General features: G+C 54.5%; 20 protein-coding genes. 4 read left to right on the top strand and 16 right to left on the bottom strand.

Features of this window, described 5'->3' with window-relative positions:
• The first annotated feature begins 9 nt into the window (after positions 1–9).
• Positions 10–450, top strand: a complete 441-nt coding sequence (locus DBR02_RS14645; RefSeq protein ID WP_063867474.1) for a PTS sugar transporter subunit IIA — start codon at positions 10–12, stop codon at positions 448–450.
• Between the two features lie 63 nt (positions 451–513).
• Positions 514–1,761 carry a polysaccharide deacetylase family protein gene (locus tag DBR02_RS14650; protein WP_107534710.1) on the top strand — a complete coding sequence of 416 codons (1,248 nt, stop codon included), beginning with the start codon at positions 514–516 and terminating at the stop codon, positions 1,759–1,761.
• Between the two features lie 3 nt (positions 1,762–1,764).
• Here DBR02_RS14650 and DBR02_RS14655 read toward each other — a convergent pair whose 3' ends face one another.
• The 16 genes from DBR02_RS14655 to thpR all read right to left on the bottom strand — a co-directional run bounded on the left by DBR02_RS14655 (position 1,765) and on the right by thpR (position 16,048).
• Positions 1,765–2,520, bottom strand: coding sequence for a fimbrial protein (locus DBR02_RS14655; RefSeq protein WP_107534711.1), 756 nt, complete (start codon positions 2,518–2,520; stop codon positions 1,765–1,767).
• A gap of 352 nt (positions 2,521–2,872) precedes the next feature.
• On the bottom strand, positions 2,873–3,475 hold the full coding sequence (locus DBR02_RS14660) for a fimbrial-like protein (RefSeq protein ID WP_107534712.1): 603 nt from the start codon (positions 3,473–3,475) through the stop codon (positions 2,873–2,875).
• Between the two features lie 14 nt (positions 3,476–3,489).
• Positions 3,490–4,053, bottom strand: a complete 564-nt coding sequence (locus tag DBR02_RS14665; protein ID WP_107534713.1) for a fimbrial protein — start codon at positions 4,051–4,053, stop codon at positions 3,490–3,492.
• A gap of 26 nt (positions 4,054–4,079) precedes the next feature.
• Positions 4,080–4,646, bottom strand: a complete 567-nt coding sequence (locus DBR02_RS14670; RefSeq protein ID WP_107535653.1) for a fimbrial protein — start codon at positions 4,644–4,646, stop codon at positions 4,080–4,082.
• A 36-nt stretch (positions 4,647–4,682) separates the two neighbouring features.
• Positions 4,683–7,277, bottom strand: a complete 2,595-nt coding sequence (locus DBR02_RS14675; RefSeq protein ID WP_107534714.1) for an outer membrane usher protein — start codon at positions 7,275–7,277, stop codon at positions 4,683–4,685.
• Between the two features lie 76 nt (positions 7,278–7,353).
• Positions 7,354–8,097, bottom strand: a complete 744-nt coding sequence (locus DBR02_RS14680) for a fimbrial chaperone (RefSeq protein WP_107534715.1) — start codon at positions 8,095–8,097, stop codon at positions 7,354–7,356.
• Positions 8,098–8,182: 85 nt separating this feature from the next.
• Positions 8,183–8,797, bottom strand: a complete 615-nt coding sequence (locus DBR02_RS14685) for a fimbrial protein (RefSeq protein WP_107534716.1) — start codon at positions 8,795–8,797, stop codon at positions 8,183–8,185.
• 314 nt (positions 8,798–9,111) lie between these two features.
• Positions 9,112–9,492: an aspartate 1-decarboxylase gene (gene panD / locus DBR02_RS14690; protein WP_006810068.1), complete on the bottom strand. Its 381-nt coding sequence runs from the start codon at positions 9,490–9,492 to the stop codon at positions 9,112–9,114.
• A gap of 33 nt (positions 9,493–9,525) precedes the next feature.
• A complete protein-coding gene (gene panC, locus DBR02_RS14695; RefSeq protein WP_107534717.1) occupies positions 9,526–10,377 on the bottom strand; it encodes a pantoate--beta-alanine ligase in 852 nt (283 codons plus the stop codon).
• A gap of 11 nt (positions 10,378–10,388) precedes the next feature.
• The gene (gene panB / locus DBR02_RS14700) at positions 10,389–11,180 is read right to left on the bottom strand and encodes a 3-methyl-2-oxobutanoate hydroxymethyltransferase (protein WP_107534718.1); all 792 of its coding nucleotides are present in this window, start codon (positions 11,178–11,180) and stop codon (positions 10,389–10,391) included.
• A gap of 123 nt (positions 11,181–11,303) precedes the next feature.
• A complete protein-coding gene (folK, locus tag DBR02_RS14705; RefSeq protein ID WP_107534719.1) occupies positions 11,304–11,783 on the bottom strand; it encodes a 2-amino-4-hydroxy-6-hydroxymethyldihydropteridine diphosphokinase in 480 nt (159 codons plus the stop codon).
• Positions 11,780–13,177 carry a polynucleotide adenylyltransferase PcnB gene (pcnB, locus tag DBR02_RS14710; protein ID WP_074177770.1) on the bottom strand — a complete coding sequence of 466 codons (1,398 nt, stop codon included), beginning with the start codon at positions 13,175–13,177 and terminating at the stop codon, positions 11,780–11,782. Before pcnB ends, folK begins: the two co-directional genes overlap by 4 nt.
• A gap of 42 nt (positions 13,178–13,219) precedes the next feature.
• A complete protein-coding gene (gene gluQRS, locus DBR02_RS14715) occupies positions 13,220–14,110 on the bottom strand; it encodes a tRNA glutamyl-Q(34) synthetase GluQRS (protein WP_107534720.1) in 891 nt (296 codons plus the stop codon).
• A gap of 57 nt (positions 14,111–14,167) precedes the next feature.
• On the bottom strand, positions 14,168–14,623 hold the full coding sequence (gene dksA, locus DBR02_RS14720) for an RNA polymerase-binding protein DksA (protein ID WP_001155232.1): 456 nt from the start codon (positions 14,621–14,623) through the stop codon (positions 14,168–14,170).
• A gap of 176 nt (positions 14,624–14,799) precedes the next feature.
• Positions 14,800–15,504 carry a DNA/RNA nuclease SfsA gene (sfsA, locus tag DBR02_RS14725; RefSeq protein ID WP_102750376.1) on the bottom strand — a complete coding sequence of 235 codons (705 nt, stop codon included), beginning with the start codon at positions 15,502–15,504 and terminating at the stop codon, positions 14,800–14,802.
• Positions 15,494–16,048 (bottom strand): RNA 2',3'-cyclic phosphodiesterase, encoded by a 555-nt coding sequence (gene thpR / locus DBR02_RS14730; RefSeq protein WP_107534721.1) that lies wholly within the window; start codon positions 16,046–16,048, stop codon positions 15,494–15,496. The genes sfsA and thpR overlap by 11 nt, the downstream gene beginning before the upstream one ends.
• A gap of 73 nt (positions 16,049–16,121) precedes the next feature.
• Here thpR and hrpB point away from each other — a divergent pair, with 73 nt between their 5' ends.
• Positions 16,122–18,551, top strand: a complete 2,430-nt coding sequence (hrpB, locus tag DBR02_RS14735; protein WP_107534722.1) for an ATP-dependent helicase HrpB — start codon at positions 16,122–16,124, stop codon at positions 18,549–18,551.
• 153 nt (positions 18,552–18,704) lie between these two features.
• Positions 18,705–21,230, top strand: a complete 2,526-nt coding sequence (mrcB, locus tag DBR02_RS14740; protein ID WP_063450612.1) for a bifunctional glycosyl transferase/transpeptidase — start codon at positions 18,705–18,707, stop codon at positions 21,228–21,230.
• Positions 21,231–21,385: the final 155 nt, after the last annotated feature.

Below are 21,385 nucleotides of genomic sequence, written 5' to 3' on the forward strand. Positions count from 1 at the left end.
AGAGACGTTATGCTGGGATGGGTGATCACCTGCCACGATGAAGTGGCGCAGGAAATGCTGCTGAAGCTGGAGGCCCGATTTGGTCCCCTGGCGCAATGCCGCGCGGTAAACTACTGGCGAGGGCTAAGCACCAACATGCTCAGCCGAATGATGTGCGACGCGCTGCATGAAACCGACACCGGTGATGGGGTGATTTTTCTCACCGACAGATCGGGCGCGGCGCCTTATCGTTCAGCGGCGTTAATGAGCCACAAGCACGATAATTGTGAAGTGATCTCCGGTATCAGCCTGCCATTACTCGAAGTCATGTACCCGCTACGCGCAACGTTGAGCAGCGCTGAGTTTCGCCACGCCATTGTGGCGCAGGGCTTGCCGGGCGTGAGTAGCTTATGGCACCAGCAGCAGAAAAACCCGCCTTTCGTTCTGCTTCACGATCTGTATAAGCATTAAACATTGGTATTGATGACGCTTTTGCTACAATGGCGGCTGATTTTCCGTGTCGATTTATATCCCATGCTCATGCGCGTTATCTTTATCCTTCTGCTACTGGTATCCGGTGGGGCGTCTGCCAGCCTGACCAGTCAGCAAGGCCTGCCTGCTCAATATATGCAAACCACTGAAGATGCGGCCATATGGGCGCAGGTGGGTAACGCCGTGGTGAACGTGGGTAACGTCCGCGCCGGGCAGATCCTCGCCGTTTTTCCGGCGGCAGCTGATTACTACGAATTTCGTTTTGGATTTGGCACGGGCTTTATTGATAAAGACCACCTTGAGAAAGTGCAGGGTAAACAACGCGTTGAGGATAGCCTGGGCGACCTCAATAAGCCGCTCAGTAATCAAAACCTCATCACCTGGAAAGACACGCCTGTCTACAATGCTCCCAGCAGCGGAAGCGCGCCGTTTGGCACCTTAAGCGCCAATCTTCGCTATCCGATCCTGAATAAGCTGAAAGACCGCCTGAACCAGACCTGGTTCCAGATCCGTATCGGCAATCGTCTGGCGTGGATCAGTAGCCTGGACGCGCAGGAAGATAACGGGCTGCCGGTTCTGACCTACCATCATATTCTGCGTGATGAAGAGAACACCCGTTTTCGCCACACCTCCACGACGACCAGCGTACGCGCGTTTAATAACCAGATGGCCTGGCTACGCGATCAAGGCTATACCACGCTGACGATGTACCAGCTGGAAGGGTACGTGCGTAACAAAATGAATCTGCCCGCGAAAGCGGTGGTGATCACCTTTGACGACGGCCTCAAATCGGTGAGCCGCTACGCGTATCCGGTGCTGAAAAAGTATGGCTTCAACGCGACGGCGTTTATTATTTCATCCCGTATCAAGGGCCATCCGCAAAAGTGGGACCCAAAATCGCTACAGTTCATGAGCGTTCAGGAAATTAAGAGCATCCAGGACGTGTTCGACATCCAGTCTCACACCCATTTTCTGCATCGCGTGGATGGGTATAAACATCCCATCTTACTGAGCCGCAGCTATCATGTGATCCTGTTTGATTTTGAACGCTCGCGGCGTGCGCTGGCGCAGTTCAATCCGCGCGTGCTGTATCTGTCGTATCCGTTTGGCGGCTATGACAAAAAAGCGATAAAGGCGGCGAATGATGCCGGTTTCCATCTGGCCGTGACGACGATGAAGGGGAAGGTGAAGCCGGGGGATAATCCGTTCTTACTGAAACGCCTGTATATCTTAAGAACGGATTCGCTGGAGACGATGTCGCGGCTGATCAGTAATCAGCCGCAGGGGTAGGGATTAGTCGTAGGAGAGGGTGAACACGCCTGTAGCCTTAAACGCGCCGGGCTTGACCGTACTGCCATTCGCGACCAACTGAGCCACGTAGTTAATCTGCGTCGAGCCGGGAACGGTGGTATCCGTCATGATGTACGACGAGTTCGCGTTATTTGGAATAAGCTGCGAATTTCCGTTATACATGATCCGCACGCCTGCGCCTTCCGCCCCCGATGTAAGGGTGTTGCCCAGCAAATCGTTGCCTGTGCCCGTCAGCTTTGTGGTCGTAAGCTTGGTGGTAAACTTCGTCGTGCTGGTGCAGCTATTTAAATGTATGGAGAAGGGCACGTCTTTGACGTTGTTATTTTTGATATCGGAAACAAAATAATCCCCCAGATTCACCGTGTCCGTGCCGTCTGACAGCATGGCGATATCGCAGGTTGGCAGCACGATGGGGATCTGGAATGAGTCCTCAGTGACCATAAACGTGTAGGGTTTGTTATTGCTATCATTTGGATCAGTGCCAAGTGCCATTTTTCCGAGTGTGCCAGCCTTAGGCTTTATTACGGTTGTTTTATTTGGATTGCCAACATAGCCATCACTAATAAAGACGTCCACCTGTGTGTTAAGCCATTTCTCATCCCAAGGGTCACTTCTGTCGGACCCGGCGACGGTGGCCCAACCTGTGGTGTTCGTCGCAAAATATCCTCCCGCACCTCCGCCTTCCGAAACGCGAACCCTAACGAGATAATAGATGCCGGGGATATTTGTTTCGAACATGGCACTACCGTTCCACCCACCCTTCAACAACTCAGGGTTTGTTTGTGACAGAAGATTATAATCATCGTCTCCTGGACCACATTTACCCTGAATTCCTGGTGTCAGATTAACTATAAATGAGGCGATTGCGGTAAAAGCGACTGGTGGAGGGAGTCGCACCGTAGCACCAGAGTATTGGGAATTGACAAGCGTAGTTGTTCCGCCATGTCCATTATTTATTCGACACTCCCCTGCCCAGCTAATTGGACTGAGAGATAATAATAAACATGTAGAGACAAAAGCCATCGTTCTTTTAAAAATATTTTTATGTATTATATAGTTGAACATTCTCATCCGTATCCTGTTCTGGTTATTACTCGTAAGTGACATCAACCAGCACTTTGCTCGTGACAATACCGCCAGTTACAACCCCGACATTCTGATATCTGACGTAGAACTGATAATCCCTTAAAAATGCGGTACCTTGACCACTCACGTCATAGACGACTTTTGACGTACCATCGCTGTTTAAAACGTTGGTTTTATTTTTCTCCGAGAAAAGGACGACGCCAACATTTTTGGCTGCCCCTGCAACAGTCTCTTCACTTTTAAATACCTGGTTTTGTCCCGGCCAAAATCCTGATTGTGGCGAGAAGCTAAAATTCAGCTTTTTAGCCGTGCTGCTGTCTCCGTAGCAATCATCAACATGGATCTTAAAAGGGGTTCCGCTTGCATCATCGGTAGCCGTATACCGATCGCTACCATCAGCGTTATAAAACCAATTCCGCATTACGTTGGGGAGATAAATTTCTCCGCCATTCTCGACGCTTAACTTGCAGGTGCTATTAACAATATTGGCTGTAAGATTTACGTCGAGCCCAGCACCTGCCTGGCTTACGCCAGGCAGACTCCCGCCAGCCAGAGCCATAAGCAACACAAGACCGGGCTGGTATAATATAAACGGTGATTGTGGCATAAGGGTTCCTGGGATTACGGATAAGCGATAGTAAAGGTCACTGGCGCGGTTACTGTGCCTGCCGTTACGTCAGCGATGGTTTTGTCTTTCGCAATGACGATACGGGATTTCATTGGGAATTCACCTGCACCATCAGTGATGGTGACTTCCTGAGCCGCCGGTGGTGTGCCGCAGCTCAGCAGCTTGCCGCTATCCACTTCGCCTGACCAGACTTCAAAACCCGTTGAAGAACCGCCAGAGAACGAGTCGCCGTTCGCGGCGTTACCGGTACAAGCGCCGCCGGCACCTTTTGTTGCGGTGACCGTTGCTTTCGTTACGCCTGAACAATTGCTGAGGCTAATTTTCAGCGGCTCCACGCGGGTTTTGTTAACCAGGTCGGACTTGAATACGTCCCCAAAGCCGATTTCTGTTGCTGTCGTGCCTGCTCCGTTAACCATATTTGCTGCGCAGGTGCCAGAGGTGATCGTGCTCTTAAAGGTCATTTCTACACTGCCGGTACCCGTAATGGCCGCGTTTGTCATGCCAGAGAATAAAACGGCAGAAACGGACAGGGCGATAAAAGCTGAGTTAAATTTCATGATAGTGCTCCGTATTCCTGCTCAGATCATTCGTAAGTAAATTCAAAGGTACCGACAGTCTGAAATTGACCAATTGTCAATTCATTAGCAGAGGTTTCACGCAGGGTGGCTATCAGCGGAACTTCTTTATTTGTGATTTCCTCCTGCGTCCAGACCAGACGTTTGGAATCATCGGTGGAGTTAACGGTGAATGGTGCTGTTGGTGCGGATTCGCGCGCAATTTCTACCGCAGAATAGTTAGCGAAACCCGCCCCTTTAAGCTGGTTAACAAGCCCTGTTTTTAAATAAGATGCCGGCGAGCCTTTAACGGTTGTTTTCAGAGTACGTAAGGATGATGGGCAATCAATAATGGCAATTTTGAACTTTGCCGTGACGTTACCCGCACGAATATCATCAATACGCGCCTGACCGTTGTTACCCAGCGTCAGCGTTTGTGCTGTATTTGAACCATCGCCCCCCACCAGCTTCATATCACAGGTGGTTTCGCGAATATTGGCGGTAAAGTTAACGTTCAGCTCGGTGGCCGCAGCTGCACCCGACATCGCTAACAGACTTAATGCGATTAACGAATAACCGCAATGTTGTTTCTTCATATTATTTCCCATGGATGTTATTCCCTGTTTAAAGCTTTACATTTGACACTGCTGATTATTCAGAAGGGTGGTGAGGCCAACCTTCTTCGCATCGGCCGGGATTTGATAGCGCACGGTGCAGGTACTGGTACCGTCACTGCCCCATACCACGCGAAGGACGCCTTTATCTTCTACGCCGCGCACGTAGGCCTGACCTGCCTGACCGACCGTACCGATAGGCTCGTTTTTCTCGTTCAGCACGTCGGCGCCTAACGGAATGAAGCCTTTATCAGAACGATGCAGATCCAGTACCAGCGAACGTCCCTCGTCCGTTTCAAAATTAACTAACACGACGGAACCGTTTCGCGGCACGGTGACGGCGCTGGTGTTTTTGATTTCAACATCCGCTTCGAGGGTGCTGATATCCAGGTAAACCCGGTTTTCCCGGTAGGCGGACATCGACGGCATGATTCCATAGCCCGAGCTGTTAATGCGGCCCTGGCCGTAGCCCAGACGCGCATTTTTGGCGCCGCTGGCTTTTACCAGTGCCAGCGAATCCGTTTCGCCGATGCTGCCCGGTGCAAGGACCACGCCGCCCGAGTGAACCACCATGCCACCGCTGTAGCTCGCCGAGTATTGTTTGCTGTTGTCATCACCAAAGGAGGCTGACAGGCCGAGCGGCCCGTACGGGCTATTCCAGGAGCTAAAGCCGCTGATCTGGTTCAGGTTGCCGAAGTTGCCCCCGCTTGACGATTCGCTGACCGAGTAGCTCAGGTCGTTATTTTGGGTGCTGCCGCTCGCCGTCGAGTTGAAGCTGGTGCCACCCTTTAAATCTGAGCGCAGGCTCATGTTGATGTTGTTAAAGCCGCCCGTCTGGGAACTCTCTTTGCTGAATACGCTGAACGGAACACTGACGTTGAGATACACGCTATCGTCTTTCTCGCCCGAATCGTCATAGGTGCGCTGGACCGACACGCTGTAGCTACCGTATGCAAAGCTGTTGTTATAGCCCAGGCTGTAGTCAGACGTAGAGCTGGTGTTGTTCCAGTAATCCTGCCAGGTACCGCTGACGTAGAGCGATCCATAGTCTTCGCCATTCCTGTTCAGGGGCTGGTTAAGGCTGATCTGCACCTGATTTTTCGTACGCTGATAGTCAGCGTAAAGCTCGGCGTTGCTGTCGTAGGTGCGGTTGCCGTACTCCTCGTTATGAATACCGTCCTGTAGAGAGGCGGCATCATTCAGACTGAGGTAATCTTCCGTGGAGAAGCGATACGCGGCCACGTTGAACGAGGTATTGGTTGTTTCCAGCATTTTGCTGTAGGTCAGCCGGTAACTTTGTCCTTTGAGCGTACCGAGGCCGTCGATATCCGCATGTGACTGGGTGACGTCGAACGCAAATGCACCGATGCTGGTGTTCATGGCCAGACCCAGCAGCCCGGCGTAGAAATCCATATCCGTGTACTGTGCACCCACGTAGCCGGTAAACGTGTTGTTCAGACCATAGGCGTAGGTGGCGTAACCCACGTTGGGTTTGTCGCGCAGTGAATCATCGCTCAGCTCTCCTAAGCCCACGTCCCAACGGCTTGAGCCTGGACGAAGCATTTGGGTGACAGAGGAGAACGGCACGGTAAACGTACGTTTGCTTCCGTCCGCTTCCTCAACGGTGACAATCAAATCGTTGCCATAGCCCGTTGTGCTGAGGTCGTTAATCTCAAATGCGCCCGGCGGGACGGTGGTTTCATAAATCTTGTTGCCGCTCTGGACCACGCTGACTTTGGCGTTACTGTTAGCCACGCCGCGGATGACGGGCGCGTAGCCAGATGCCCCCTGAGGGAGCATGCGATCGTCGTTATACATGCGCGCACCGCGCAGGTTTACAGAATCAAAAGCGTCGCCGCGGGTGAAGGAATCACCCAAAACCAGCTGTGCATTCAGGGGCGTGATATCGCGCTGAAGATAAATGTCCTGACTCGAATAGTGGGAACCGTTGTCGCTTTCCCAGTTCAGGCTGCCGCGAGAGCGCAAGCGCCACGGTCCCATGTTCAGGCCATAGCGCAACCCCGCATAGGCGGTATCCGAACTCGTCCCGCTCGTTTCGCTATGCCATGCGTTGAGATCGTAAGAGAGCAGCCCCGCCGGCACGCCGTCTTCCCAAAGCGAGGGGTCGACATAGCCTGCGGGCTGCTTAAGCACGTAGATCTGCGGGAAATTAAGGTCTATCTCCTGTTTGCCGCTGTCAAAGTTTGCAGACGCGCCGGGATAGTTTTCCTTGATGTTTACGCAGGCCGTTTCGTCATCCTGTTCGTCATTTTTCAAGACGCTGGTATCAATGCCTGATTGGGACAGGATAAGTTTCGTCAGACACGCCGAGGCGCGCGGCGTTTTATTATCAACAAAGTTTATCTCAAGCGTGGATTTTGACTTGCCATTCAAATTGACCTTGACGCGGTAGGTTCCCGGCAGAACCGGGTTACCGTAAGCATAACGATCGACGTTGATACTCCCACTATTATCGATAAGAAACTGGTCGTTAAATTCAACGGCTGAATCTGATTCGGAAATGTTGTCGACAGCGTTATTTTCATTTTCGCTGGCATACAGCGGCAGTGCAGCGCAAATAGCGAGACATAAAAGTGATCGTTGAAATAACATGATTTTACCAATCAGGTCACGTTTGAATACCCGAAGTATTCAAACAACTTATATTTATAATGGGGCTGTGAGTTGCTTATTTAATGCTGGCGTCGAAAGTGTCTGAGCCGCCATTGTCATTAATGGCTTCGTAAGACACAGAGCCCGCAACGGTATTGGTTAATCCCTTAACCTGCATTGCCTGCGTGCTAAATGGCAAAACAGATTTGTGTTCAACCTGATACGTTTTAGTGCCTGTTTTCAACGTGACGTTTGCAATGGAAACGTTGTAAGGCGAATTGTTATGTGCGACCAAATTTACAGCATTCCCTTGCTTCTGCTGCGACCAGGTGACGTGGGCTGCGGCATCGCCTGGCGTACCCTTCAGGCCATCAGGACGGAAGAAGAGTTTAATGCGCGTACGGAACGCCAGCTGGAGCAGGTTTGGGCTCTCACCCTCTTTCACTTTTGATTTCGGTGGGATCTCAAGCACGTTGAACCAGAACAGGGATTCTCTGTCCTGCGGCAGCGATCCACCTAAATAGGCGATACGAACAGATTGACCTTTTTGCGGATCGATTCGGGAAACCGGTGGCGTAATGATAAACGGTAATTTTAGTTCCTGCGGGTTGGTATCATCGCGACCATCATCGAGCCATGATTGTACCAGCAGCGGTTTTTTACCGCGGTTGTCTAACGTGACAATGACATCTTTCTGCGATTGCGGATAGACGATTCGCGTGCCAGAAATCACGATATCGGCACTTGCTTGGAATGATGCGAAAACGGCTGCCGACAGGCAGACGACTTTTAATCCCTTAATGATTGCTTTGACTAACATTTTTCCACTTCCCTTGGAATGCTATTAAATAAACCCCCGACGGATGTCAGGGGGTAAGACGTACTTTTAAACTATGTTCTGGACATTATTCGTAGATCATAGTGAAGGCAGCTTGTGCCTGAACAACACCAGCAGAAACCGGGTTGCTTGCTGCATCCCAGCCCTGACCCTGGGTGTAGGCTACGCGGTAGTACAGTGCGCCTGCACCGTTGGCATCGATGGTGGCTTTCTGAGTGTTGTTAGCCTGATCCAGTTTGACTTGTTCAGTTACGGAGTTACCGTCGTTCGACAGTACCAGGTTAACGTTCTTCGCTGCGCCCTGGGTGTTGCCTGGTGGAACCAGCAGGCCGCCGTCGGTTGATGCAGAACCTGCCCATGAATCAAATTGTGCTGAGGCTTTGGCCACTGTTGCGGAATCACAGCCAGTCAGCGTCAGAGCGAATTTCTTTTCGCCCAGTGTGCTGGTGGTACCCAGTGCAGTACCGAAGTCTTTTACAAATACGGTATCCAGGTTAACGTCGAAATCATTGCCTTCCTGGTTAATCTTCTGGTCCAGAGAGACTTTACAGGTATTGTTGGAAACCATACCGTGGAAAGTTACGGTGCCGGTATCAGAAGGGATACCTTCATCAGCCATTGCAGAACCTGCGCTCAGAACCAGTGCTACTACTGTAGCCAAACCTAATTTATTTAAAGACATCATTATATCCATATTAAATTTTTGAGAGTTAAACATATGAAAAGAATATGTTTTTGCCGAATTAATATTTCGCGACGAAAATGGTAATGGAAGCGCGGGAGGGAAGATAGGGCGGGTGCATTAGAATTACTTAAAAATAAGTTAAGGTGATTTTATGGTATAAGTCTTAATAAAGGCTCTTGTATTATTTATGGTGGTGATGGGTAGTTAATTCAGTATTTGAAAGAAATTATATTTATGAGGGGCATATTTACGATTAATACATTACCCGAAATGATATTCGGGTAATGTAAATAAAAGAACAAGGATTATAACTAGGCAACCTGAACCGGAATCGCCTTAGCGGTGCGCTTCATGTCGTTATCGCCTTCAAAGTAAGCGACCTTTGGCTGCCAGCGGCGCGCTTCTTCATCAGACATCATGACGAAGCTGGCGATGATCACAATATCACCCACGTCCGCGCAGTGTGCCGCCGCGCCGTTCACGGAGATGATTTTAGAGCCGCGCTCGGCGGCGATCGCGTACGTGGAGAAGCGTTTGCCGTTATTCACGTTCCAGATATCAATCGCTTCGTTTTCGAGAATACCCGCCGCGTCGAGAAAATCCTGGTCGATCGCGCAGGAGCCTTCATAGTGCAGGTCGGCCTGAGTGACTTTCACACGGTGAAGCTTACCTTGCAGCATTTTGCGAATCATTACGTTTACCTTTCATCTTCCGGGTAGAAAAAACTACGCCAGCTCAACCACTTTGTTGTCGATAAGGCGGGCCTGGCCGAGCCATGCCGCCACCAGAATTACCGCACGTTTGCTGGTCTCTGACAGCGCCAGAAGCGTGTCGGCATCCCGAATTTGCACGTCGTCAGCGCGAAGACCTTTGTCGTTCAGCGCTTGTTCAGCCAGAGCAACAATCTCTTCTGCGGTTAACTCTTTCGCCAGCAGCTGCTCTGCCATGGTATTCATGACTTTGCTTAAGCCCGGCGCAATTTTACGCTGTTCGGCGGTCAGGTAGCCGTTACGGGAACTGAGCGCCAGGCCGTCTTTTGCACGCACAATCGGCACGCCGACAATCTCTATGTCGTAGCCCATGTCGGCAACCATTTTGCGGATCAGCGCCAGCTGCTGGAAATCTTTCTCACCGAAGCAGGCGATGTCCGGCTGCACTAGGTTAAACAGCTTGCTGACGATGGTGGAGACGCCGCGGAAATGGCCCGGGCGGCTGGCGCCTTCCAGCATGGTGGAAATGCCCGGTACGTCCACGTAGGTCGCTTCACCGGTTCCCTGTGGATAAACGTCTGCCGGAGCCGGCGCGAAGACGATATCCGCATGACGTTTTTTGAGCTTCTCGCAATCTTCCTGCAAGGTGCGCGGGTAGCGCGCCAGATCGTCTTCACGATCGAACTGCATCGGGTTAACGAAGATACTGACTACCACGATATCTGCACGGGCTCTCGCTTCATCGACCAGCTTCATATGGCCGTCGTGCAGGTTGCCCATGGTTGGGACCAGTGCGATACGTTTACCTTCCTGACGCGCCCGGCGGATATGCTGGCGCAGCAGCGGCAGGGTTTCTATGATTAGCACACCATGACTCCTTAATGGAAACTGTGTTCTTCGCCCGGATACACGCCGGACTCAACCTCGGCAATATACTGCCGCACCGCAGCGCGCATGTCGCCTGCTTCTGTCAGGAAATTTTTGGCGAATTTTGGAATATGTCCGCCGGTGATCCCGAAGGCATCATGCATCACCAGAATCTGGCCGTCGGTGACGTTGCCCGCGCCGATGCCGATAACCGGAATCGACAGCGCCTCGGTGATGCGTTTAGCCAGCTCAACCGGCACGCACTCCAGCACCAGCAGCTGCGCGCCGGCGGCTTCCAGCGCCACGGCGTCATCGAACAGCGTCTGCGCCGCATCGCCGCGCCCCTGAACCTTATAGCCACCAAAAATGTTTACTGACTGCGGCGTCAGCCCTAAGTGCCCGCAAACCGGCACGGCGCGTTCGGTGAGCATTTTCACCGTGTCCACCAGCCAGGCGCCGCCTTCAATTTTGACCATATTGGCGCCGGCGCGCATCACGGCTGCCGCATTTTCAAAGGCCTGTTCCGGGGTGGCGTACGCCATAAACGGCAGATCGGAAAGCAGCAGGCAGGCGGGGGCACCCCGGCGCACGGCGCGGGTATGGTATGCAATATCGTCGACCGTGACCGGCAGAGTGGAATCATGCCCTTGTACCGTCATCCCTAACGAATCTCCGACCAGCATGACGTTGATCCCCTCTTCGGCAAACAGTTTTGCGAAGCTGTAGTCATACGCGGTGATGGTGGCGAAGCGTTTTTTTTCCTGTTTGCATTTCTGCAATAAGGAGATGGTGGTTGGTTTCATACTGTTTCCTGATGGCCCAAAAGCGAATCTTTGCGCATTCTAACAGTAACATTCGAGGGAACAATGATTTTAGGCAATCGATTAACCACAATTAACAAATGGCTAATCGACGGTGACGCGGGATTACCAGCGGGCCGGTTTTTCCACGTTGAGGTTTTGCAGAACGGTCTTCAGCGAGATGCCGTCAGGGAAGGTGAGATCGGGGGCGATTTCATACAGCGGCCAGAGCATAAACCCACGGTTTTTCATGTCGTAATGCGGAACGGTGAGGCGTTCGGTGTTAATCACCTCGTGGCCGAAAAGCATCATATCCAGGTCGAGCGTGCGCGGCCCCCAGCGTTCGGCTTTGCGGACGCGGCCCTGCTGTAGCTCAATGCGCTGGGTGTTATCCAGCAGCGTTTCAGGATCCAAGGCCGTTTCCAGCGCCACGGCGGCGTTCAGATAGTCAGGCTGATCCTGCGGGCCGAGCGGTGGCGTACGGTAAAACGAAGAGGCAGCAACGATGCGGCTTTGCGGGATCTCCCCCAGCGCCTGCACGGCAGCGTTAACCTGCTCCAGCGGAGAGGCCAGATTGCTGCCGATGGCGATATACGCGAGGGTCATGCCGTGCCTTCACGACGCGGTGCGCGCTTGCGCGGACGACGGTGACGACGGCGCGGTGCCGGCTCATCATCCAGATCCGTAAGCATATCTTTTTGCTCCGGTGGTGCAGAAACCTGAAACTCGCCCCACCACTGCGCCAGGCGCTGTAGCTCCGGGTTTCTTTCCACTTCAGCACGCAGAGAGAGCAGGTCGAACGCGGCGCGGAACTTCGGATGCTCCATCAGCTTCCAGGCGCGTTTACCCTGACGGCGGGACATGCGCAGCTGAAGCTGCCAGATATCACGCACCAGCGTGGTAATACGTTTCGGGATCGCCAGCGTGCGACAGCCTTCGTCCAGCACGTCGTTTGCCGCCAGCGCGAACGCATCATAATAGGCGAGACCGCTCTCCTGCGTGATGCGCTGCGCCGTTTCCAGCAGCGGATACCAGAACATGGCCGCGAACAGGAATGCCGGGTTAACGCGCATATCGTTATGAATGCGGGTGTCAGTGTTCTTCAGCACCTGCGCAATCATCCGCTCCATTGCGCTGTCACCGTTTTCGGTGAAGTAGCGGGTAATGGTCGGGAACAGCGGCTGGAACAGGTTGTATTCACGCAGCAGATTGTAGGTTTCAAACCCGTAGCCTGCCTGGAGCAGCTTTAATGACTCTTCGAACAGACGGGCAGGGGGCACGTCGTTAATCAGCGTTGCCAGGCGTGGAATAGGTTCTGCGGTTTCCGGGCTGATACGCATGTTCAGCTTGGCGGCGAAACGCACGGCGCGCAGCATCCTGACCGGATCTTCGCGATAGCGCGTTTCTGGCGTGCCGATCAGACGAATCAGGCCGTCTTTCAGATCCTGCATGCCGCCGACGTAGTCACGCACGGTGAAATCCGCCACGCTGTAGTAAAGGCTGTTGATGGTGAAATCGCGACGCTGAGCATCTTCTTCAATAGAGCCGAAGATGTTGTCGCGCAGCAGCATGCCGTTTTGACCGCGCTGGGAAGTGGTGCGATCGTTGACGCCCGCTTCGTGGTGACCGCGGAAGGTCGCCACTTCAATAATTTCCGGGCCAAACATCACGTGCGCCAGACGGAAACGGCGGCCAACCAGACGGCAGTTGCGGAATAATTTACGCACCTGCTCAGGCGTGGCGCTGGTCGTCACGTCGAAATCTTTTGGTTTTTTGCCCAGCAGTAAATCGCGAACCCCGCCGCCGACGAGATAGGCCTCGTAGCCTGCTTTATTCAGACGATAGAGCACCTTGAGGGCATTTTCACTGATATCTTTGCGGGAAATGTTGTGCTGCTCACGCGGAACGACCGACATGTGTGGCTGTGCAATAGCGTCGTTCGCCATGCTCTCTTCGCGGCTCAGCACTTTACGGCAAAAATTAGCGACTCGGGTAAAAATAGTACACCTCGTAGTGTGTTTTGTTATCAAAAAAGCGGCTAATCATAGCTCAGCGCAACGCATTTGAGAATGCTGGATTTTTGGCACGGCCATTAGCGTCCAGCCAGCAACCGCTCTTTTCAGCAATTCATCCAGACTCAGATCCTGCCATTCCTGCGTTACATTCTGGTTGAGAAATCGCAGCGCGTCGATCAAAACCGGGCGCGGATCGCCGTCAGGCAGCGCCGGGGCATGATTCTGTTTTGACAGCTTATTCCCCTGTTCATTGACCGCCAGCGGCAGATGGATGTAATCCGGCACCGTCCAGCCAAACTGCTGGTAAAGCGATATCTGCCGCACGGTAGGTTCGACGAGATCCGCTCCACGCACGATTTCCGTGACGCCCTGAAAATGGTCATCGACGACGACTGCCAGGTTATAGGCAAACAGACCATCACGACGGTGAATAATAAAATCCTCACGCGCCAGGCGTTCATCCGCCTGAAGGGTGCCTGAGAGCACGTCGGTAAACTGCGTCACCGGAGAGCGCTGTATCAGCCGTACGGCGGCATTTTCAGGGCCGTTTTGCAGCGTACGGCAGTGGCCGTCGTAAACGCCACCCACGCTCTGAATACGCGCGCGCGTGCAGGTGCAGTTATAGGAAAGACCCTGTTCAGCAAGCCATGCCAGGCGTTCACGGTAGGCATCATGGCGTTGAGACTGCCAGAGCACTTCGCCGTCCCAGTGAAGACCGTAATGTTCCAGCTGACGCAGAATGGTTTCTGCTGCACCGGGAACTTCACGCGGAGGATCGATATCTTCAATGCGGACCAGCCATTTACCCTGACGGGCGCGAGCCTGTAGGTAGCTGCCGAGCGCGGCAATTAATGAGCCGAAGTGTAATTCACCGGAGGGAGATGGCGCAAAGCGCCCGATATAGTGAGATTCAGACATATCAACGGTAACAAGGCGGGAGAGACTCCCGCCTTTGCAGTAGTGAGAGGGCAGGCGTTAACCGGCCATCTGTTTTTCGCGGATTTCTGCCAGCGTTTTACAATCGATGCACAGATCGGCTGTTGGACGCGCTTCCAGGCGACGAATACCGATTTCAACACCGCAGGATTCGCAGTAGCCAAAATCTTCGTCCTCGACCTTCTTCAGCGTTTTTTCGATCTTTTTGATCAGTTTGCGCTCGCGATCACGGTTACGCAGTTCGAGGCTGAACTCTTCTTCCTGAGCGGCACGGTCGACCGGATCCGGGAAGTTAGCAGCTTCATCCTGCATATGTGTAACGGTGCGATCGACTTCATCCCTGAGTTGATTACGCCATGCTTCAAGAATACGCTTGAAGTGCGACAGCTGGGCTTCGTTCATATACTCTTCGCCCGGCTTCTCTTGATACGGCTCCACCCCAGCGATGGCGAGAATACTCAGGGACGATGTTTTACGGTTTTGCCCTTCTTGCATGTTGCTTCTCCTTAACACGCACTATCGATCCCCATGTTGGGGGAAAAATCAGGTCGCTATAAATAGCAGATGCTTTTCCGTATGGCAATTATCTAAACGTAACACTTGACAACCCTGTGAGGAAAAGCGTATTTGCGCACGCGGCCAGAACACTTATTAGTCAATCGTCTAATCCCTTATAAGACAATGGGAAGAGAGGATCTCAGAGTCATATTATCGGCAGAAAGTTCCGCTTTATAAGCCAAAATCTCTACCCCCTGCTTTTGTGCCTCATTCAACAATTGCGCGTATTTAGGATCAATATGACGGGCCGGGGAAAACCGTTCAATGGCTGAATGCAGAACCGCAAACAGCAACACGGCGCGCTTGCCCGCCGCCGCCACACTCATTAGCTCTCGCAGATGCTTCTGGCCACGTAGCGTTACCGCATCCGGAAAGAAGCCGTTTTCCTGTTCTGCTAACGTCACTGATTTCACTTCAATATAGCACTCAGGCCGGTCTTCCGCCTGGAGCATAAAATCAATTCTGCTGCCTTCATCGCCATATTTCACTTCGCTTTTTTGCGTGCCGTAACCCACAAGTTCAGGAAGGGTTCCATGGGTCAGGGATTCCTTAACCAGCTGATTGGCGCGCAGGGTATTAACGCAAATAAATGCCCCGTTTTGCGTTTCGGTCATTTCCCAGGTATGGGGATATTTGCGTTTAGTATTTTCTGAAGTGGAATACCAGACCGTATCGCCCGGCGTGGCGCAACCGGTCATGGCGCCGGTGTTAGGGCAGTGCAGCGTGAGCGTTTCGCCCTCAGGCGTGATTACGTCAGCGAGAAAGCGTTTGTAACGCTGGATCAGCGTGGCGGGCTGGAGTGCAGGGCTAAACTTCATCAGGATTCCTTAGCGTGTCGCCCAGCGTCCAGCGCTGGAGCGGAGTATAGCGGGTGCGTCCTTGTACAAAGGCAGATTCATAAAGCGCAAATTCCTTCACCTCAAAGGACCAGTGAAAGCCCGGTGGCGGGATGGCAACGGCATGACCCGCATCGCGCAGCAGGGTAATGTGGGGATGAAACGGCTGCGGGCTCTGGTAACAGCCGCTGCGCGCGGCCTGCGCTCGCAGCATGCTGGCGAGCTGGAGCAGCCCGCGAGGGGGCTGACGCGTCCCCAGCCAGACCACCCGAGAGCGCAGCCATTGCCCGGCATCGTCAAGATGCAGCGTAAACCCCGGCTGGGAAATGCGTCCGGCCAGTGCGCTTAAGGCGCGCTGCTTTTCAGCGCTTACATCGCCGAGAAACGCTAACGTCAGGTGCATATTGGCGGCGGCGACAGGGCGGCCCGCTTCTGCCGGGAAGTGGCTGGCGCGCCAGCGAACAATTTGCCGTTGAAGCGAGGCGGGTAATTCAATGGCGAAGAACAGCCGTTTTGACTCAGACATGCGCAAGACTCGGTAATGATATGCGCCGATGCTACAATGTACGCCGATTAATGTTAACCCTCTGGAGCCGTAAGTGTCTTCTTTGCCCGTTGCCGTCGTCCTTCCTGAGCTTCTTGCCGCCTTAGAACATGCGCCACAGGTTTTGCTCAGCGCGCCCACGGGAGCGGGTAAATCCACCTGGCTGCCCCTGCAAATCCTGCGTGAGGGGAACATCAGCGGGAAAATTATTCTGCTGGAGCCGCGCAGGCTGGCCGCGCGCAACGTGGCGCAGCGCCTCGCGGAACTGCTGAATGAAAAACCGGGCGAGACGGTAGGGTACAGGATGCGCGCCGAAACCTGCGTTGGCGCGTCCACGCGGCTGGAGGTGGTCACCGAAGGCATTCTCACCCGCATGCTGCAAAACGATCCGGAGCTGACCGGCGTCGGGCTGGTGATCCTTGATGAATTTCACGAGCGCAGCCTACAGGCCGATCTGGCCCTTGCGCTGCTGCTTGACGTACAGCAGGGGCTGCGCGACGACCTTCGCCTGCTGATTATGTCGGCGACGCTGGATAACGAGCGGCTCCGGCAGACGCTCCCCGACGCGCCGATGATTGCCTCCGAAGGACGAGCCTTTCCGGTTGAGCGCCGCTATCAGCCGCTGCCTGCGCATCAGCGCGTTGACGAAGCCGTTGCCATCGCCACCGCCGAACTGCTCCGCCAGGAGCCCGGCTCGCTGCTGTTGTTTTTACCCGGCGTAGGTGAAATCCAGCGCGTACAGGAACAGCTGGCGTCACGGGTGAGCAGCGATGTTGCGCTTTGTCCGCTGTATGGCGCCCTGTCGTTAAGCGACCAGCGCAAAGCAATCCTTCCCGCCCCGGCGGGGCAGCGCAAAGTGGTGCTGGCGACCAATATTGCCGAAACCAGTTTGACCATCGAAGGCATTCGCCTTGTGGTGGACAGTACGCAGGAGAGGGTCGCCAGCTTTGATCCGCGCACCGGGCTGACCAGGCTGCTGACGCAGCGCATTAGCCAGGCCTCGATGGTGCAGCGCGCAGGGCGAGCCGGGCGTCTTGAGCCGGGTATTTGTCTGCATTTAACGAGCGCCGAGCAGGCGGAGCGTGCGGCACTACAAAGCACGCCTGAAATTTTACAAAGCGATCTCTCCGGGCTGGTGATGGATCTGATGCAGTGGGGCTGCCCGGACCCTGACCAGCTCACCTGGCTTAATCCTCCGCCTGTCGTGAACCTCACCGCCGCGCGCAGCCTGCTGACCCAGCTTGGCGCGCTGGAAGGTGAACGTCTGACGGCGCGCGGCCAGAAAATGGCGGAACTGGGCAACGATCCGCGACTGGCAGCGATGCTGGTGGCCGCGCAGGGCGAAGATGAAATTGCCACGGCGGCAAAACTGGCGGCTATTCTTGAGGAGCCGCCGCGCGCCGGCAGCAGCGATCTGGGGCAGGCCTTTTCACGCAATCAGGGAAACTGGCAGCAGCGGGCACAGCAGCTATGTCATCGTCTGAAGAGCCGGGGAGGATCGCCTGACAGCGATAAAATGACTTCTCTGCTGGCACAGGCCTTTCCGGACAGGATTGCGCGCCGCCGCGGGCTTGACGGCCGCTATCAGCTGGCAAACGGGATGGGCGCGATGCTCGATAGCGATGATGCCCTGACGCGTCATGAATGGCTCATTGCCCCTCTGCTGCTACAGGGCAGCCATTCCCCGGATGCGCGCATCTTGCAGGCGCTTGCGGTGGATATTGACGCCCTGACGCGTGCCTGCCCGCAGCTGCTTCAGCAATCTGACATCGTGGAATGGGATGACGCTCAGGGAACGCTGAAGGCGTTCCGTCGTAGTCAGATTGGTAAACTGACGCTCGGGACGACACCGCTGGCGAAGCCGTCGGAAGAAGAGTTACACCAGGCGATGCTGAACGGCATCCGGGAAAAAGGGCTGAGCGTTCTGAACTGGACGCCGGAAGCTGAACAGTATCGCATTCGCCTGCACTGCGCCGCGAAGTGGCTGCCGGAATACGCCTGGCCGGCGGTGGATGACGATACCCTGCTCGCGACGCTTGAACAGTGGCTGCTGCCGCAGATGAGCGGCGTGCACTCGCTGCGCGCCCTTAAGGCGCTTGATGTTAAGGCAGCGTTACAGAATTTACTGGACTGGTCGTTACGTCAACGTCTGGATAGTGAACTGCCTGGGCATTACACTGTGCCAACCGGGAGCCGGATTGCTATTCGTTATCATGAGGATAATCCTCCGGCGCTGGCGGTTCGGATGCAGGAGATGTTTGGTGAGGCCACCACGCCGTCGATCGCTGAAGGGCGCGTGCCGTTAGTGCTTGAGCTGCTTTCGCCCGCGCATCGTCCCTTGCAGATCACCCGCGATCTGGGCGCGTTCTGGGCGGGGAGCTATCGTGACGTGCAGAAAGAGATGAAAGGGCGGTACCCCAAACACGTCTGGCCGGACGATCCGGCGAATACCGCGCCGACGCGGCGCACGAAGAAATATTCGTGATGAGTCGAAAAGGGGAGTGCGGCCTGATGCCCTCACCCCCGGCTCTCTCCCACGGGGAGAGTGACAAACAAACTTTGAGAGATTTCTTCTTTCACTGACCTGTGCAAGATAAGAAAATCTGGCCTTTGCGCCTGAATGTTGCGGAGAAAAAGCATGGCGGGGAATGACCGCGAGCCAATAGGACGTAAGGGAAAGCCAGCGCGTCCGGCGAAAGAAAAGGTAAGCCGTCGTCGCCTCAGAGATGAGGAGTATGACGATGACTATGAAGACGATTATGAGGATGAAGAACCGATGCCGCGTAAAGGGAAAGGCAAAGGGCGTAAGCCTCGTGGGAAGCGCGGCTGGTTCTGGCTGCTGCTGAAGCTGTTCATTGTTTTTGTTGTTCTGATCGCGATTTACGGCGTGTATCTGGATCAGAAGATCCGCAGCCGTATCGACGGGAAAGTCTGGCAATTGCCGGCGGCAGTGTATGGTCGCATGGTGAACCTTGAGCCGGACATGTCTATCAGCAAAAACGAGATGGTGAAACTGCTGCAAGCTACGCAGTATCGTCAGGTCACGAAAATGACCCGTCCGGGCGAATTTACCGTCCAGGCGAAAAGCATTGAGATGATCCGCCGTCCGTTCGACTTCCCGGACAGCAAAGAGGGCCAGGTGCGCGCGCGTCTGACCTTTGACGGCGATCGCCTGGAAACCATTGAGAACATGGATAACGACCGCCAGTTCGGTTTCTTCCGTCTCGATCCGCGCCTGATCACCATGCTGTCGTCCGCAAACGGCGAACAGCGCCTGTTCGTGGCGCGTAACGGCTTCCCGGATCTGCTGGTGGATACCCTGCTGGCAACCGAAGACCGTCACTTCTACGAGCACGACGGTATCAGCCTCTACTCCATTGGCCGTGCGGTGCTGGCGAACCTGACCGCCGGGCGTACGGTGCAGGGGGCGAGTACGCTTACCCAGCAGCTGGTGAAAAACCTGTTCCTCTCCAGCGAACGCTCTTACTGGCGTAAAGCCAACGAAGCGTACATGGCCGTGCTGATGGATGCGCGCTACAGCAAGGATCGTATCCTTGAGCTGTACATGAACGAGGTGTACCTCGGCCAGAGCGGCGATAACGAAATCCGCGGCTTCCCGCTGGCGAGCCTGTACTACTTTGGCCGTCCGGTGGAAGAGCTGAGCCTTGATCAGCAGGCGCTGCTGGTGGGCATGGTCAAAGGGGCGTCAATCTATAACCCGTGGCGCAACCCGAAACTGGCGCTGGAGCGTCGTAATCTGGTGCTGCGTCTGCTGCAACAGCAGCAGGTGATTGACCAAGAGCTGTACGACATGCTGAGCGCGCGTCCGCTGGGCGTTCAGCCGCGCGGTGGCGTGATCTCCCCGCAGCCTGCCTTTATGCAGATGGTGCGTCAGGAGCTGCAATCTAAGCTCGGAGATAAAGTAAAAGATCTCTCCGGAGTGAAGATCTTTACCACCTTTGACTCCGTGGCGCAGGATGCGGCAGAAAAAGCGGCGGTGGAAGGTATTCCGGTTCTGAAGAAGCAGCGTAAGCTGAGCGATCTGGAAACCGCGATGGTGGTGGTTGACCGCAACACCGGCGAAGTTCGCGCCATGGTGGGCGGCGCCGAGCCGCAGTATGCGGGCTATAACCGTGCGATGCAGGCGCGTCGTTCGATTGGTTCTCTGGCAAAACCGGCGACCTATCTGACCGCGCTGAGCCAGCCGAACCTCTATCGCCTGAACACCTGGATTGCCGATGCGCCTATCTCCCTGCGCCAGCCTAACGGTCAGGTATGGTCTCCACAGAACGACGATAAGCAGTTCAGCGGTCAGGTGATGCTGGTGGATGCGTTAACCCGCTCAATGAACGTGCCGACGGTTAACCTCGGCATGGCGCTGGGCCTGCCGGCCATCACCGATACCTGGCAGAAGCTGGGCGTGCCGAAAGATCAGCTGCACCCTGTTCCGGCCATGATCCTGGGGGCGCTTAACCTGACGCCAATCGAAGTGGCCCAGGCGTTCCAGACCATCGCCAGCGGCGGTAATCGTGCTCCGCTTTCCGCCCTGCGTTCGGTGATAGCGGAAGATGGCTCCGTGCTGTATCAAAGCTTCCCGCAGGCTGAGCGCGCGGTTCCGGCGCAGGCAGCCTATATGACGTTATGGACGATGCAGCAGGTTGTACAGCGCGGTACCGGGCGTCAGCTGGGGGCGAAGTATCCGGGTCTGCATCTGGCAGGTAAAACCGGGACCACCAACAACAACGTTGATACCTGGTTTGCCGGTATTGACGGTCGTGAAGTGGTGATCACCTGGGTGGGTCGCGACAACAACCAGCCGACCAAACTGTATGGTGCAAGCGGTGCAATGTCGATTTACCAGCGCTATCTGGCAAATCAGTCTCCGGTGCCGCTGAACCTCGTTGCGCCGGAAGATATCGTCGATATGGGCGTGGACAGCTCAGGTAACTTCATCTGCGGCGGCGGCGTGCGTTCGCTGCCGGTCTGGACGACCAATCCGGATGCGCTGTGCCAGCAAAGCCAGCCTGAGCAGCCAACGGGCAATCCGTTTGATCAGTCTTCTCAGCCTCAGCAGCCGCAGCAGCAACAGCCGCAGCAGCAGGACGAGAAGAAAGACAGCGACGGCGTCGCCGGCTGGATCAAGGACATGTTCGGCGGAAATTAATTAATTCCCTGAATTTAAAAGCCGCTTTCTCGTAAAGCGGCTTTTTTTATTTCTCTCCGTTGCTTTATTATAATTATTAAATACTGATTGTAGAATTATTAATCTTTTAGCCTGGTTTTATAAATCAGGAGGTTGTAATAATCGTGACCGATTTT

Origin of the sequence: Enterobacter cloacae complex sp. (assembly GCF_900322725.1) — a bacterium.
In the GTDB taxonomy this organism is placed as follows: Bacteria; Pseudomonadota; Gammaproteobacteria; order Enterobacterales; family Enterobacteriaceae; genus Enterobacter; species Enterobacter quasihormaechei.